The sequence below is a fragment of the Microbispora sp. KK1-11 genome (assembly GCF_006874435.1).
Taxonomy (GTDB): domain Bacteria; phylum Actinomycetota; class Actinomycetes; order Streptosporangiales; family Streptosporangiaceae; genus Microbispora; species Microbispora catharanthi.
Genome location: NZ_VIRJ01000025.1, coordinates 77004 through 90068, shown reverse-complemented (window position 1 = coordinate 90068; position 13065 = coordinate 77004). Strand labels below are relative to the sequence as shown.

The following is a 13065-nucleotide window of genomic DNA, read 5'->3' as shown; positions in this document are numbered from 1 at the left end:
AGCCTGAAACAGGAGAAACGCCATGGAACCGAAAGGTGTCGTCGTCGTCGGGAGCATCTCCGCGGATGTCACCGCCTTCACCCGCCGCCTCCCGCGCCGGGGAGAGACCGTTCTCGGCGACGACGTCACCTTGGTCCTGGGCGGGAAGGGCGCGAACCAGGCGGTCGCCGCCGCCCGCGCGGGAGCGCCCACCTGGCTGGTCGGCTGCGTCGGCACCGATCCGTTCGGCGAGATCGTCTCGTCGGCGCTGCGCTCCCACGGCGTGGCGCTGACGGAGGTCCGCTCCGTCGGCAACCGCACCGGCGTCGCGCACATCAGGGTGGACGCGTCGGGCGAGAACGACATCGTGATGACTCCTCTCGCCAACGCCGACCTCAGCGCCGAGATGGTGGACGAGAGCATCCGGGCCGTGCGCGGCAAGGCGAGCGTGCTTCTCCTCCAGCTCGAGATCCCCGCCGAGGTCGCCTGTCACGCGGCCGAGGCAGGCGCGCGGGCCGGGCTGACCGTGGTGCTCGACCCCGCGCCCGCGCAGCCGCTGCCCGACCGCGTCTGGCCGCACGTCGCCGTCGTCACCCCCAACGAGAGCGAGGCCGCCGCGCTGACCGGGGTGGAGGTCGTCGACGTCGCGTCCGCCGAGCGGGCCGCGGCCTGGTTCCTCGACCGCGGCGTGCGGCACGCGCTCATCACGCTCGGATCGGCCGGCGCCCTGTCGGTCACCCCCGAGGGCACCCGGCACTTCCCTGCCTATCCCGTCACCCCCGTGGACACCACCGCGGCGGGCGACGCCTTCACCGGCTCCCTCGGCGCGGCCCTCGCGGCCGGCCTCGACACCGCGACGGCCATCCGCCGGGGGATGGCCGCCGGAGCCCTGGCGACCACCCTGCCCGGCGCCAGCCCCTCGCTGCCCGACCGGAAGGCGGTGGACGCACTGCTCGACGCCGTGGCGCAGGGAGCCGCTCGCTGAGGCGCCCGGTCCCGGGAGCCGGCGGCGGCAGGTGTCCGCTGCCGGCGGGGCCGCTACCGTGTCGCCACGTGTCGTGGAGATCGCGTTGGTGGTGGGCCGCCGCTCTGACGGCGGCGCCGGCCGGGGCCGCGTACGTCCTCTCCCGCCCTGTCGTACATGCCCGGGGCCGGGCGCGGGCCGGCGTTCCGCGAGCGTGAGTGCGGGGCGGCCGGCGTCGGCGACGGAGAAGGGGTCGCGCGAGAGCGCGCAAAAGCGATCGCGCGGGAGCGCGCAGAAGCAGACGCGCAAGAGCGCGTGAAGCACGCGTGCAAGAGCCGGCAAAGCCGCCCTCGGAGCACCCTCGGCGGGCGTTAGCGTCTCGCCGACCCGTCGCACCGCGCCGCTCCCGCGCGCGTACGCGGCCGGTCGTCGTGACCGTACGGGGGCCGGCCGGGCCGCAGCCCGCCGCGACGAAGGGGCAGGCGTGGGACGAGCGCGTGGAACCGGTGCCGTGACCGTGGTGCTGATGATGCTCGGAGGGTTCGCCCTGGCCGGTTGTGCGGCGCAGCCGTCCGCGCCGCGTGCCGAGCGACCGCGTGCCGAGCCACCGGCGGCCGCGCCGTCGCGGGTCACGAGTACCCGGCCGGCGTCCGTTCCGCCGTCACCGGACGCGGCCGCGTCGCTCCAGGCGCGGAGCCGGGGTCAGGTCGACGTCTACGCGGCCGACCGGCCGGGGATGCTCAGCCCCGTCGTCAAGGGCTTCCGCTCCCTCGTGTACGTGCCCAACAGCGAGAGCGGCACGGTCGACGTCATCGACCCGGAGACCTACCGGATCGTGCGGCACTTCACGGTGGGGGCGCTGCCGCAGCACGTCGTGCCGTCCTGGGACCTCAAGACGCTGTGGGTGAACAACAACCGGGGCAACTCCCTGACCCCCATCGACCCCCGCACGGGCAGGCCGGGCCGCCCGGTGCCCGTGGAGGATCCCTACAACCTGTACTTCTCGCCGGACGGCACGTACGCGCTGGTCATGGCGGAGCGCAACAACCAGCTCGACCTGCGCGACCCGCACAGCATGAAGCTGCTGCGCTCGCTGTCGCTGCCGTGCCGGGGCATCAACCACGGCGACTTCACCGCCGACGGCTCGGTGTTCCTCGCGAGCTGCGAGTTCAGCGGCGACCTGGTCGTGCTCGACTGGCGCACGCCGAGCGTGATCCGGCACATCCACCTGGGCCACATGAGCATGCCACAGGACGTGAAGCTGTCGCCCGACGGCACCGTCTTCTACGTCGCCGACATGGAACGGCACGGGGTGTGGCTGGTGGACGCGGCGACGTACAAGGTCATGCGGTTCCTGCCGACCGGCCGGGGCGCGCACGGCCTGTACGTGAGCCGGGACTCGCGCCGTCTGTACGTGTCCAACCGGGGCGAGGGGTCGGTGTCGGTCGTGTCGTTCCGGAAGCGGAAGGTGGTGGACGTCTGGCGGATCCCCGGGGGCGGCTCGCCCGACATGGGCGGCGTGTCGGCCGACGGCACCAAGCTGTGGCTCAGCGGCCGCTACCACGGCGTCGTCTACGTCTTCGACACCCGGGACGGCAGGGTCGTCCGGACCATCCCCGTCGGCGCCGGGCCGCACGGCCTGTGCGTGTATCCGCAGCCGGGCCGCTACTCCCTCGGCCACACCGGCATCTTCCGGTGACCCGCTGACTCCTTCGCAGGACGCTCCATCGGATGCCGAACCGAGACGGGAACGGTCCATCGGCGTCAAGGGTGGTCAATATGATCGATATCGATCATGTCCCCCCAACTCAGGAGCATCCCTGTGCGTACCCGATCTCTGCTGGCGGCCGCAGCGGTGGCCGCCGGCGTGGTCGCCGTCTCCCAGCCCGCCTACGCGGCGGGCCCGGCCGTACGGATCACCAAGATCTACTACGACTCGCCCGGCTCGCCGGACTTCGGCGCGAACAGCAGCCTGAACGGCGAGTACGTGCAGATCAAGAACACGACGAAGAAGGCCGTCAGCCTCAAGGGCTGGACCGTCCGCGACGACACGAAGCGCTCTGACCACGTCTACACGTTCGGCCCGTTCACTCTCGGAGCCGGGAAGACGGTCACCCTGCGGACCGGCCGGGGGAAGGACACCTCCACCACCCTCTACTGGGGCAGGAGCGGGGGAACGCTCGCCTACATCTGGAACCAGACCAAGGACAAGGCGTTCCTGCGGAACGCCTCCGGCGCACTGGTCGACTCCTGCGCGTACAACTCGTCGAGGCAGGACTACAAGATCTGCTGACCGCGGCCGGACCTGTGGCCGGCCCCCGGCGGAGTATCGCCGGGGGCCGGTTCGTCCTCCCGGACGCGCAGTGAAACATTCAGCGGTCACAGCGGGATTTCGACCCGGTTCGCCGCCCTCTCTGTCCTGGTTGTGGCGGAACGGCGTTCCCAAGGTCCCCTGGGGCGCGTCTTTTAACGCCTGACCGGATCCAGCCCCGCGATCGCCGCGCTGGATCGGTCCGTGAATCTCGCAATACCCTCCGGGCACTCGGCACTCCTGCAACGGATGAGGTGTGAATTGACCGCACGCTCGCGAGGACGTCGCCTGTCGACGTCGATCGCCATGGCCATCGCGGCGATGGCCGCCGCGCTCCTGCCGCTCAGCCCCGCGCACGCGGCGTACGGCGCGGACCAGCCGGTTTACCTGCAGTTGGTGAGCAACGACGGCAACGCGACGCAGTTGGCCCTCCTGGACGGCACGGTGGCGTTCGACGACGGCAACACGAAGTACCGCTACTCGCTGCGGCTGTGCTGGCAGCACGCCTACCCCGCGCCCTACTTCCTGATCAACGTCAACGGGACGAGCTCGTCCTGGCCGACCCAGACCGGCACCACGTCCTATGCCGGGTGCCAGCAGGCGTTCCTGTACAGCGGCGAGGTGAACTTCGGCAGCACCGTCCGCAACGTCCGCTTCGACGTGACCGGAGGATGGTTCGGCAGCAACGGCCAGTACCAGACGCGCACCAAGAGCACCGGCACGTACGACAACCCCTACAACTGAGCCGCTTCTGCGCGGCACGCGCCGACCTGGGCGACGACCCGGGGCCGGTGAGCCGGGCTGAGGCCCGCGCCGGCGACGGCGGGGACGGCTGAACGGCGAGGTCTCCGGCGGGCGGTTCACGAAGAACCGCCGATGCCGGAGACCTCGTCGCCGCGACACGGCAGGCCGCGCGCTTCCGCCGGTCTCGGCCGCCCCGTACGGAGTGCCGGGCCGCCGATGGGCGTCGATTCCTATCCGAGCCGCCACACGTGGAAGGCGGGGCCGTCGGCGGGCAGGATGACCGTGCCGTCCGGGCCGGGGACGATACCGGCCCCTCCGTACAACGGCGTCCCGGCCGTCCCGAGCGCCAGCCGTACGGGCTCGTCCCGGCGCTGCACCCAGGAGGGCGCGGCGGCCATGCTGAGCTAGTAGGCGAGTTCTCCGATGCCGCCATCGACGCGCAGGACGGTGCCGGCGGTGTAGGCGGACTCGTCAGAGGCCAGGTAGACAGCCGCCTTCGCCAGCTCGGTGGCGGTGCCGATGCGATGGAGGGGAACGGTCTGCCGGAGTTCGTCGTAGATGGCGGCCTGTCGCTCGGGGCCAAGCGACTTGAACGTGTCCGTGAGGGTCGGCCCCGGGCTCAGCCCGTTGACCCGGATGCCCCGGTCCTTCAGCTCATAGGTCAGCCCGCGGGAAAAGGACAGCAGGCCTGCCTTGGCGGCCCCGTAGACCGCCGCGTTCTCGTGCCCGATGAAAGCGGAGACAGAGCCGACGAGGATGACCGAGGCTTGCCGTGAAAAGAGCGGCAGCAGGGCCTTGATCAGGAAGAACGGCCCCTTCAGGTTGGTGGCGACGAGCCTGTCGAATGCCTCCTCGGTCCATTCCTCGATCGGGAGGTGGGTGACGTCGGCGGCGTTGCTCATCACGATGTCGAGCTGCGGCCACTCCTCCTGCAGCCGCGTCGCGAGTGCCGCCTGGCCGGGCACGTCGCCGGCGTCGCTGACGATGGGTAGCACCGGGCCGTTCAGCTGCCGTGCGGCCTCGTCCAGCCGTTCCCGCGAGCGGCCGGTGATCGCGACAGTCGCTCCCTCGGCGAGGAACTCGCGGGCGGTCTCAAGCCCGATGCCGCTCGTCCCGCCCGTGATCAGTGCGTGCTTTCCCTCAAGACGACCCATTGAACTCATTCCTCTTCACTCGCGCCAAGGCGCGTGGTCCTCGTAACGGTGGTTCTGGCAACGATGACGGGCCATTCCCGCCATCTCGGGACACGCGCCAGAGGCCGGCTTCCTCACTGCGGACGGGGCCCTGGCCGGCGCGTCCGGGGTCAGATGGCGGTACGGCCTCCGTCGGCGGCCACGACGGCACCGGTCATGTAGCTTGCCTGGTCGCTGGCGACGAAGGCGATGACCTGGGCGACCTCGGCGGGGTCGGCGGTGCGCTTCAGCGCGGTCGTCAGTCCCATGCCGCCGAGGTCCGGTCCCATGGCCGCCACCACCTTGGAGGTGGTCATCGGGCCGGGCGACACGGCGTTGACGCGCACGTTCGAGGCTGCGAACTCGGCCGCCCAGGTGCGGGTCAGGGATTCAAGCGCTGCCTTGGTGGCGCCGTAGACCGCCATCAGCGGCATGCCCAGGCCGGCCGCGGTGGAGCTGACGTTGACGATGCTTCCGCCCCCGCCGGCGGCCATCTTCGGCGCGAGCCGGGCGACCAGGACGAACGGCGCGCGCACGTTGACCGCGAAGGCGGCGTCGTAGTCGGCGATGTCCTGGTCGGCGGTCGCGCTGAACGGGACGACGCCCGCGTTGTTGACGAGGATGTCCACCGCCCCGGCGTCCTCGGCCAGCCGCTGCACGGCCTGCGGGTCGGCGAGGTCGGCGGGAATGAAGCGCACGATGCCAGCGGAGCCGGCCGCGCTCTCTCGCACGTCTTCCACGACCTGGGCGCCGCGGTCCGGGTCGGTGCCGGTGATGATCACGTCGGCTCCGCCGGCGGCGAGGATCCTCGCTGTCGCGTGCCCCAGCCCGCCGAGGGCGCCCGATCCGGTGATCAGCGCGGTCTTTCCGTTGAAGTCCATCCGGTCCTGCCTCTCGTCCGCCGGCGCACGCTACGCGCACCGACTTCTATGCCAGCGTTCAAAAAGTCGCTCGGCCATCACCGTACGACCTTTTGTGCACGCGGTCAAAAAGTCGTAACCTGGGGGTATGGCACGGACAGGGCGCCCCCGCGCCTTCGACAAGGACCAGGCCCTGGAGCGCGCGCTGCTGCTGTTCTGGTCCCGGGGCTACGGAGCGACCTCCGTTCAGGACCTCGTCGACGCGCTGACCTTGGAGCGGGGCAGCCTGTACGGCGCTTTCGGCGACAAGCGGCAGTTCTACCTAGCCGCGGTCCAGTTGTACTGGGACACCTACGAGCGTCAACTGGTCACGGCGCTGGAGGCCGGGCCGGTGCTGCCGGCGCTGCGCGAGGTGCTCGCCAACCCGGCCCGGGCGCAGGAGTACGCCTCCGACGTCGGCGTTCCGCAAGGGTGCATGATCGGCAACACCACCGCCGAACTTGTTCCACAGGATGACGAGGCCCGCGAGATCGTGGCCCGCTCGCACGCCCGCTTCACCCAGATCGTCGCCGACGCCCTGCGGCGCGCGCAGGCCAGCGGCGAGGTCACCCGGGCCGCCACCCCCGAGGCCCAGGCGCAGCTGCTGCTGTTCACCGTCCAGGGCCTTTCCCTGGTCTCCCGCGCAGGACTCGACACGGCCGCCGCGCTCGCCGCCGTCGATGCCCTGATCGACGCCCTTCGCGCTTGAAGAGCATTTTGTCCCAGCGAGGTTGTTTGATCCCTGATCCATCGGCTTGATGCCTGGGGACAGCTTCTCAGGGAGGGGAATCGCCGTATGTCCCGCAGGCCGTACCCGGTGAGACCCTTCGCGCAAGGTGACGCGTGCGCGGACCTTTCCCGTCTGAGGGGCTTGCGAGGACCACGAATACGGCACTGGATAGAACGTTCGGTCTTGACGTCAAAAGCAACTTGGCACCATGATGTACTGGATAGAACGTTCGGTCTCGCCCCTGCTTCAGAGGCTCGCCGCAGTCAGCCGCGCGCTGCTCCGCCGTAGGCGCTTGTTGCGCTGTGAAGGAAAGGAACCGTGATACCCATGAGCAAACCCCTTTATCTCGGCATTGCCACATCCACCGGCGACGGCAGGGCGGGAGGGCGGGCGAGAAGCGACGACGGCCTGCTCGACATCTCCCTGGCGATCCCGAAGGAAATGGGCGGCCCCGGCGGTGCGACCAACCCGGAGCAGCTGTTCGCGGCGGGCTGGGCCTCGTGCTTCCACTCGGCGCTCAAGGCCGTCGCGGCACAGCAGAAGACCGAGATCACCGACTCCGCGGTCATCGCCGAGGTGCAGGTGCACCCGACACCGGAAGGCGGGTTCAGTCTCAGTGCCGCACTGCATGTCGAACTGTCCGGTGTGGACCAGGCGGTGGCCGACCAGCTCGTCGACGCCGCCCATGCGATCTGCCCGTACTCCAATGCGACCCGCGGCAACATTCCGGTGACCGTGGACGCGACCGTCGGTTGACGCCGGTGGCCGGGCTGGTGTGGATCGTCAGCCCGGCCGAATCGCTCCGGTGGGGCAGTGGCACCGGGGCGGCGTCCTGGCTGCGCGGCATGGAATACTGACCGTTCTATCTGCTATACCGTTATGGTGGTGCACGACACTCGAGTTCACGTCTCCGAAGCGCGATCAAGGCTGCTCGCCACGGCCACGCGGATCTTCTACGCGGAAGGCCTGCACTCCGTCGGGATCGACCGGATCGTCGCGGAGGCGAAGGTCACCCGTGCCACGCTCTACCGGCACTTCCCCAGCAAGGACGACCTCGTCGTCGCGTATCTGCAGGGAGTCCACCAGGCCGATCGCGACCGGGTCGGCGAAGCTCTGGCCAGCGGCCTGCCGGCGGCCGACATCCTGCGGGCCATCGCCAAATCGATCGCCGAGGGCATCGGATCGGCCCAGTTCCGCGGATGCGCTTTCCTCAACGCCGTCGCGGAATATCCGGACCCCGAGCATCCCGTGCACAAAGCCGTCCTCGCCCACCGCGACTGGTTCCTGCACACCGTCACGGACTTGCTCGCGCAAGTCGGGAAGACGCCGCCGGAACCCGCGGGCCGGTATTTCGTGATGCTCCGGGACGGCGCGATGGTATCCGGCTGCCTGACCGACCCGGCGGAGATCTGCGACACCTTCCTCCAAGGGGTCGAGGGTCTCCTGCAGTCTCGCATCGATTCCGCGTCGAACTAGCCTGGCCCGGCCGTTGACTCGCACGCGTTCAAGAGGTACGCCCGCCTGAGGTGACGGGCCCCTTTGACCGGTCGCCTTCCGGTTCCACCGCGGCGGGACGGCAGGTCGCCGCGACCCGCGGAGCCCTCCTGCGCCCGGTGACGTGCCGGAGCTCGGCGGCAGGTCGGCCGCCGTCATTCTCGACGACGCCCATTAACCACCAGCAGCTGAAGCCTGTCTACCGTTAGCCGCCGCGTGCGGCCCTGGCCGTCGGTGACCGCCGGTCGCGATTCCCAGTGACGAGATAGAACGTTCTGTATTGACACCTCCGAGTTTCGTTGCGATGCTGCACTGGATAGAACGTTCGGTCTCGTTCGTACATCACACCATCGGAAGGATCACCATGACGACCGTTGACTCACCCGCCGCCGCCAGGATCACGGCGGCGCTGCGCCGGCTCTACTTCGTGCGGTTCGCGTTCGCCATCGTCTGGGCGGCCTTGATGTTCGTCACCAAGGGGCAGCTCGGCCCGCTCGGCATCGCCCTGCTCGTCCTCTACCCCTTGTTCGACGTCGCCGCGGCGATCGTGGACGCTCGCTCGTCCCGTGCCACCGGGCCGGCTCTCGGACTGTACGTGAACATCGCCATCAGCCTTCTCGCCGCCATCGGCCTGGGCATCGCCGGCACCACGTCCGGTGCGCCGAGGGCCCTGCTCGTGTGGGGTGTCTGGGCGGTCGTTTCCGGGATCGTTCAGCTGATCGTGGGTGTCGGCCGTCTCAAGATGGGTGGCCAGTGGCCGATGATCCTCAGCGGGGGCATCTCCGTGCTGGCCGGGGCGTCGTTCGTCATGGGGGCTTCCGCGCCGAACGCGTCGCTGACCAACGTGGCCGGTTACGCGGTCCTCGGCGGTGTCTTCTTCCTCGTCTCGGCGCTGCGCCTCGGCCGCGCCGCCAAGGCGAACTGACATGGACGCCGCAACGTACGACGTCATCGTCATCGGCGCGGGTCCGGTCGGGGAGAATGTCGCCGACCGGGTGGTGCGGGGCGGCTTGAGCGCCGCCATCGTCGAGCGGGAGCTGGTCGGAGGTGAGTGCTCCTACTGGGCTTGCATGCCGACCAAGGCGTTGCTGCGCAGCGGGGCGGCGCTTCGGGCAGCCCGCCAGGTGCCCGGCGCGCGTGAGGCCGTGACGGGCGAGCTGGACGTGGCCGCGGTCCTCAGCCGTCGCGACTCCTTCGCCTCGCACTGGAAGGACGACGGGCAGGTCGCCTGGCTCGAGCAGGCAGGGATCGCGCTGTACCGCGGACAAGGGAGGATCACGTCCGCCCGGACCGTCGAGGTGACCAGTGACAACGCCGTCAGGACATCGTTGACCGCGCGGCACGCCGTTGTCATCGCGACAGGAAGCGGCGCGCTGGTCCCGGACATCGCCGGTCTGCGCGAGGCGGCACCGTGGACGAGCCGGGAAGCGGTCGCCGCGACCGCGGTCCCCCGCCGCCTCGCCATCATCGGCGGCGGCGTGGTGGCGTCGGAGATGGCCACCGCGTTCGCCGATCTCGGCGCGTCGGTGACGATGCTGGCCCGCGACGGGGTGCTGCCGCTCGCGGAGCCGTTCGTGGGAGAGCGGGTCATCGAGTCGTTGCGGGAGGCCGGCGTGTCGGTGCACCGCGGTGCGGAGGCCGCAGCCGTGAAGCGCGCCGACGACGGAACCGTGCACATCACCCTCACCGATGGCCGGCAGGTCGAAGCCGACGAACTCCTCGTCGCGATCGGCCGCACGCCGAACACGCAGGACATCGGATTGCACACCATCGGCTTGACCCCGGGTGCCTGGCTCACGGTTGACGACACCTTGCGAGTCCTCGGGGACGACGGGGCGTCGATCGGTGATGGGTGGCTTTATGCCGCCGGCGACGTCAACCGGCGCGTTCTGCTGACCCACCAGGGCAAGTACCAGGCCCGTGCCGTGGGGGACGTCATCGTGGCGCGCGCGAAGGGGGAACCGGTTGAGGACGGCCGGTGGGGGCGGCACGCGGCGACGGCCGACGAGCGTGCCGTACCCCAGGTGGTGTTCACCCATCCGGAGATCGCCTCGGTGGGGCTGACCGCGGCGGCCGCCGAAGCCGCCGGGCTGCGGATCCGGGTCGTCGACTACGACCTGGGCGCCGTCGCCGGGTCCGCCTTGCAGGCGGACGGGTACCGGGGCCACGCCCGCATGGTCGTCGACGAGGACCGGAAAGTGGTCGTCGGCTTCACGCTCGCCGGCCCGGACGTCGCGGAGCTGTTGCACGCGGCGACGATCGCTGTGGTCGGCGAGGTTCCGCTGGACCGGCTGTGGCACGCGATCCCGGCCTACCCCACCGTCAGCGAGGTCTGGCTGAGGCTGCTGGAAGCCTACGGCCGCTGACTGTCCGGCTGAGCGCTCATCCCGCCGCGAACGCGGCTCTGGCGGCTTTCGTGCTCGGTCACCGCGCTGTCGCCGGCTCCGGTGCGTTGTGCGCCCGGCGGTAGGCCGCCGGAGCCAGGACCACGTGGGTGTGGACCTGTCCAGGAACGTCGCAGCCGTTCGCCGAACAACAACATTGAGAGGTCACATCATGAGAATTCGCATTTCCCGTCGCGTCGCGCTCGCCGCCGGCGCCCTCGCTCTGCTCGGGGCCGCCACCACGCCGGGTGCGGCGATGGCGGCCGCTGAAGGATCTTCATCCGCTGCTGCTTCCCCGAAGCCGACCATCGTTCTCGTCCATGGAGCGTGGGCGGATTCCTCCAGTTGGTCGTCGGTGATGGAGCGACTGCGCGAGGACGGCTATCCGGTACGTGCCATCGCCAACCCTCTGCAGGGGCTCACCAACGACACGGCCTACGTTTCCAGCTACCTGGCCATGATCGACGGCCCCATGGTGCTGGTCGGCCACTCCTACGGCGGTGCCGTCATCACCAACTCCGCCGCCTCGGACCCCGATGTGAGGGCCCTGGTCTACATCGCCGGTTTCATCCCTGCGAAGGGTGAGACGGTGGGCGAGCTGGCAGCCAAGTCCTCACCGGCCATCCCGCTGGTCTCGACCGCCGTCCCGGACGGTACGGAGGTGTCCATCGATCCGGGCCACTTCCGGGAAGTCTTCGCCGGCGACGTCGACAAGACCACAGCCACCAATCTGGCGGCGGTCCAGCGGCCCGCCAACACCAAGGCGGTCTCCGACGCCAGCGTGGAGGAAGCTTTCCGCACCATTCCCTCCTGGAGCCTGATCACGCGCCAGGACCACGCGATCGCTCCCGGCGTCCAGCGCTTCATGTCCAAGCGCGCCGGTGCGCGTACCGAGGAGGTCGACGCCTCCCACGCTGTGATGATCAGCCGTCCCGGCACGGTGGCGCACGTGATCGAGGACGCTGCCCGCAGCACCCGGTAAAACTGTCAACCTCAAGATAGAGGTCCCATGTCCACGACGACACATCCACAACTCGGCCGGCTGACCGACACCTTGCGGCGGACCATCCGCGCGGGACGAGTGGCCACCGCCGGGCCGGACTACGACGCCGGCCGAACCATCTGGAACGGCGCCGTGTCCGCCCGCCCCGGCGTCATCGTCCGGTGCGCCGACCCGGCCGAGGCCCGGGCCGCCGTGCTGGCCGCGCGGGAATCCGGGGTACCTCTGGCGGTGCGTGGCGGAGGCCACGACTGGGCCGGAAGGTCACTGAGCGACGGCGGCCTGACCATTGATCTTTCCGGCCTGCGCCGGGTGACGGTGGATCCTGTGGCGCAGGTCGCCGAGGTGTCCGGCGGGGCCACGGCCGCCGATCTCGTCCGCGCCGCCCAGCCCTTCGGCCTGACCGCCGCGACCGGTTCCGCCGGCTCCGTGGGCATGGCGGGCCTGACACTCGGTGGCGGCTACGGACCGCTCAGCGGCCGCTTCGGACTCGCTCTGGACAACCTGTTGTCCGCTGACGTGGTGCTCGCCGACGGGTCCGTCGTCACCGCCGACGCCGAGCGGGAGCCGGACCTGTTCTGGGCACTGCGCGGTGGCGGCGGGAACTTCGGCCTCGTCACCTCGATGCGCGTGCGCCTGCACGCCGTGCCCACGCTGCTGTCGGGCATGGTGCTGTTCCCCTGGGACGAGGCCGGGCTCGTACTGGCCGGGTTGCCGGACTTCCTGGCTGAGAGTGCGGACGAGCTGACCGTGCAGTTCGGAGTCCTGGCCGGCCCGGATGGCAAGCCCGTGCTGTTTGTCTCACCGACCTGGAGCGGCGACGACGCCGCGGCGGGAGAACGCGCGCTGGCGCGGCTCGGCACCCTTGGCACGCCCCTCGTCTCCCAAGTCGCGCCCACCACCGTGCCGGAGATGCTCGCGGGCATCGAAGCGCAGTTCCCCTTCGGCCGGCACGTCGAGATCCGCACTCGTTCGGTACCGTCACCGACCTCGGGAGTACGTGACATGCTGAGCCTCGCGGGCTCCACCCTGACCTCGCCCCATTCGGCCGTATCCGTGCACAGCCTGCACGGAGCCGCAGCACGGGTACCCGTGACGGAGACGGCATTCGGCAACCGCGACCCGCACCTCATGATCGAGATCATCGCCCTGTGGGAACCTGACGACACCCGTACGGCGGACCACCGCGCCTGGGCCGGCAGCCTGACGAGCGCCCTCGAGCCCGACGCGCTGCCGGGCGGCTACCCCAACCTGCTCGGGCAAGACGAGGCCGCACAGATCGCACACGCCTACGGTCCCAACACCGAGCGGCTGCTCACCATGAAACGCCGTTTCGATCCGGACGGCGTCTTCCGCGCGATCCCCCTGCCGGTCAGGTCCTGAACCGG

Annotated in this window: 14 protein-coding genes; 11 read left to right on the top strand and 3 right to left on the bottom strand. The window is 70.3% G+C overall.

What is annotated here, in order from left to right; translation table 11 throughout:
* Positions 1–22 precede the first annotated feature (22 nt).
* The 4 genes from FLW16_RS29950 (at position 23) to FLW16_RS29935 (ending at position 3998) form a co-directional block, all read left to right on the top strand.
* Positions 23–964: a ribokinase gene (locus FLW16_RS29950; protein WP_142563485.1), complete on the top strand. Its 942-nt coding sequence runs from the start codon at positions 23–25 to the stop codon at positions 962–964.
* Positions 965–1427: 463 nt separating this feature from the next.
* Positions 1428–2642 carry a hypothetical protein gene (locus FLW16_RS29945; RefSeq protein WP_221891351.1) on the top strand — a complete coding sequence of 405 codons (1215 nt, stop codon included), beginning with the start codon at positions 1428–1430 and terminating at the stop codon, positions 2640–2642.
* A gap of 123 nt (positions 2643–2765) precedes the next feature.
* Positions 2766–3236 carry a lamin tail domain-containing protein gene (locus FLW16_RS29940; protein WP_260615707.1) on the top strand — a complete coding sequence of 157 codons (471 nt, stop codon included), beginning with the start codon at positions 2766–2768 and terminating at the stop codon, positions 3234–3236.
* A gap of 279 nt (positions 3237–3515) precedes the next feature.
* The gene (locus tag FLW16_RS29935) at positions 3516–3998 is read left to right on the top strand and encodes a hypothetical protein (RefSeq protein ID WP_142563483.1); all 483 of its coding nucleotides are present in this window, start codon (positions 3516–3518) and stop codon (positions 3996–3998) included.
* A 230-nt stretch (positions 3999–4228) separates the two neighbouring features.
* Here the strand turns inward: FLW16_RS29935 and FLW16_RS43975 are convergent, their stop codons facing one another.
* The 3 genes from FLW16_RS43975 to FLW16_RS29925 form a co-directional block, all read right to left on the bottom strand.
* Positions 4229–4396, bottom strand: coding sequence for a hypothetical protein (locus tag FLW16_RS43975; protein WP_185949648.1), 168 nt, complete (start codon positions 4394–4396; stop codon positions 4229–4231).
* Positions 4397–4402: 6 nt separating this feature from the next.
* Positions 4403–5152, bottom strand: coding sequence for an SDR family oxidoreductase (locus FLW16_RS29930; RefSeq protein WP_142563482.1), 750 nt, complete (start codon positions 5150–5152; stop codon positions 4403–4405).
* 149 nt (positions 5153–5301) lie between these two features.
* Positions 5302–6051, bottom strand: a complete 750-nt coding sequence (locus tag FLW16_RS29925) for an SDR family NAD(P)-dependent oxidoreductase (protein WP_142563481.1) — start codon at positions 6049–6051, stop codon at positions 5302–5304.
* 127 nt (positions 6052–6178) lie between these two features.
* On the opposite strand from FLW16_RS29925, the gene FLW16_RS29920 reads away from it, so the two are divergent.
* The 7 genes from FLW16_RS29920 to FLW16_RS29885 all read left to right on the top strand — a co-directional run bounded on the left by FLW16_RS29920 (position 6179) and on the right by FLW16_RS29885 (position 13060).
* Positions 6179–6778 carry a TetR/AcrR family transcriptional regulator gene (locus tag FLW16_RS29920; protein ID WP_142563480.1) on the top strand — a complete coding sequence of 200 codons (600 nt, stop codon included), beginning with the start codon at positions 6179–6181 and terminating at the stop codon, positions 6776–6778.
* 348 nt (positions 6779–7126) lie between these two features.
* Positions 7127–7555, top strand: coding sequence for an organic hydroperoxide resistance protein (locus FLW16_RS29915; protein ID WP_142563533.1), 429 nt, complete (start codon positions 7127–7129; stop codon positions 7553–7555).
* Positions 7556–7678: 123 nt separating this feature from the next.
* The gene (locus FLW16_RS29910; protein ID WP_142563479.1) at positions 7679–8275 is read left to right on the top strand and encodes a TetR/AcrR family transcriptional regulator; all 597 of its coding nucleotides are present in this window, start codon (positions 7679–7681) and stop codon (positions 8273–8275) included.
* Positions 8276–8657: 382 nt separating this feature from the next.
* Positions 8658–9218 carry a hypothetical protein gene (locus FLW16_RS29900; protein WP_142563478.1) on the top strand — a complete coding sequence of 187 codons (561 nt, stop codon included), beginning with the start codon at positions 8658–8660 and terminating at the stop codon, positions 9216–9218.
* 1 nt (position 9219) lies between these two features.
* Positions 9220–10659 carry an NAD(P)/FAD-dependent oxidoreductase gene (locus tag FLW16_RS29895; protein WP_142563477.1) on the top strand — a complete coding sequence of 480 codons (1440 nt, stop codon included), beginning with the start codon at positions 9220–9222 and terminating at the stop codon, positions 10657–10659.
* A gap of 190 nt (positions 10660–10849) precedes the next feature.
* On the top strand, positions 10850–11659 hold the full coding sequence (locus tag FLW16_RS29890; RefSeq protein ID WP_142563532.1) for an alpha/beta fold hydrolase: 810 nt from the start codon (positions 10850–10852) through the stop codon (positions 11657–11659).
* A 27-nt stretch (positions 11660–11686) separates the two neighbouring features.
* Positions 11687–13060: an FAD-binding oxidoreductase gene (locus tag FLW16_RS29885; protein ID WP_142563476.1), complete on the top strand. Its 1374-nt coding sequence runs from the start codon at positions 11687–11689 to the stop codon at positions 13058–13060.
* Positions 13061–13065: the final 5 nt, after the last annotated feature.

Excerpts from the sequence above, each read along its gene's own strand:
- FLW16_RS29910 (WP_142563479.1), top strand. The coding sequence starts at position 7,679 with ATGGTGGTGCACGACACTCGAGTTCACGTCTCCGAAGCGCGATCAAGG.
- FLW16_RS29925 (WP_142563481.1), bottom strand. The coding sequence starts at position 6,051 with ATGGACTTCAACGGAAAGACCGCGCTGATCACCGGATCGGGCGCCCTC.
- FLW16_RS29920 (WP_142563480.1), top strand. The coding sequence starts at position 6,179 with ATGGCACGGACAGGGCGCCCCCGCGCCTTCGACAAGGACCAGGCCCTG.
- FLW16_RS29930 (WP_142563482.1), bottom strand. The coding sequence starts at position 5,152 with ATGGGTCGTCTTGAGGGAAAGCACGCACTGATCACGGGCGGGACGAGC.
- FLW16_RS29915 (WP_142563533.1), top strand. The coding sequence starts at position 7,127 with ATGAGCAAACCCCTTTATCTCGGCATTGCCACATCCACCGGCGACGGC.
- FLW16_RS29895 (WP_142563477.1), top strand. The coding sequence starts at position 9,220 with ATGGACGCCGCAACGTACGACGTCATCGTCATCGGCGCGGGTCCGGTC.
- FLW16_RS29885 (WP_142563476.1), top strand. The coding sequence starts at position 11,687 with ATGTCCACGACGACACATCCACAACTCGGCCGGCTGACCGACACCTTG.
- FLW16_RS29950 (WP_142563485.1), top strand. The coding sequence starts at position 23 with ATGGAACCGAAAGGTGTCGTCGTCGTCGGGAGCATCTCCGCGGATGTC.
- FLW16_RS29900 (WP_142563478.1), top strand. The coding sequence starts at position 8,658 with ATGACGACCGTTGACTCACCCGCCGCCGCCAGGATCACGGCGGCGCTG.
- FLW16_RS29890 (WP_142563532.1), top strand. The coding sequence starts at position 10,850 with ATGAGAATTCGCATTTCCCGTCGCGTCGCGCTCGCCGCCGGCGCCCTC.
- FLW16_RS43975 (WP_185949648.1), bottom strand. The coding sequence starts at position 4,396 with ATGGCCGCCGCGCCCTCCTGGGTGCAGCGCCGGGACGAGCCCGTACGG.